This is a genomic window from uncultured Microscilla sp. (assembly GCF_947493425.1).
Taxonomy (GTDB): Bacteria; Bacteroidota; Bacteroidia; order Cytophagales; family Microscillaceae; genus Microscilla.
The window spans coordinates 1-921 of sequence record NZ_CANLRP010000408.1; the positions used below are offsets into that span (position 1 = coordinate 1).

Annotated in this window: 1 protein-coding gene; it reads right to left on the bottom strand. The window is 36.8% G+C overall.

Annotation, left to right across the window (positions count from 1 at the left end; translation table 11 throughout):
* A partial coding sequence (locus tag Q0954_RS34060; protein WP_299466579.1) for a hypothetical protein occupies positions 1-784 on the bottom strand: 784 nt, incomplete at its 3' end.
* Positions 785-921: the final 137 nt, after the last annotated feature.

Genomic DNA, 921 nt, shown 5'->3' on the forward strand with positions numbered 1-921 from the left:
TCTTTTGTTTATTACCTTTTGCCTCTTCTGTTTTTTCCTTATCGGGTTTTTTCTTGAATAAACCATCAATAATCTGCTCAGGATTGCGAGTCATTGGAATAAATGAGCTACTTAGACTGACCGTCGCTTCTTTTTTACTCCCTCGTTTTTGACCTTTTGATAAACGGATGGCTGGGCTATCAATGGTTTTACCTAATTCAGATAAAATCATTGGCACACCTTTTCCATCAAAACCGACACTTAAATGTTCTCCGGTAGCCACTTGTTCAGGGGCTTCTATATCATAAAATACATCCACTTCTGACGAGACACGAGCAGAACAACGCTTGCTTTGCATACCTGAAAAATTATGACCCAATATTCGGTTTAGGTAGCTGCTGCTCTGTTCAAAGTCCATTTCAGTTGCTCCATAACTTAATAAATCCTCCAGCAAGTAGGAATATTTACCCGAAGGCAAGCCCAAATAGGCATCTAAAGGATAATAGCTTCCCATTTCCTTATGATAATATTGAGGGCGAGTCAGGGATAACTCGCCAAATACACTCAGATAACGGCGAGTGATATTCCCTTTAGAGGCTAAACCACTTACTTCTTTTTCTTGAACCACGGATAAACATAAATCAACATAATACTTTAGCAGAAGCAAACCTAAGCTCAATAAATCATTCAAAATACGACGTTCCATCTTATGTAAAGGAGTTTCTGATTTTGAACTTTGCTTTAAACCTTCCAATATATCATCTAATTTTTTGCGAATGGCGGACAATTTCTGTTCTTTTATCATTGTAGAGAGAGTTTTTTTGTTTGGTCACTTAAAACTAAGAAGTTTTTAACACTTCAACTCTCTACTTTCCTCTTTCATCAAAGTTAAGCCTACATACAAGCATTATATATGATGCCCCTATCATTTGTTATACACTC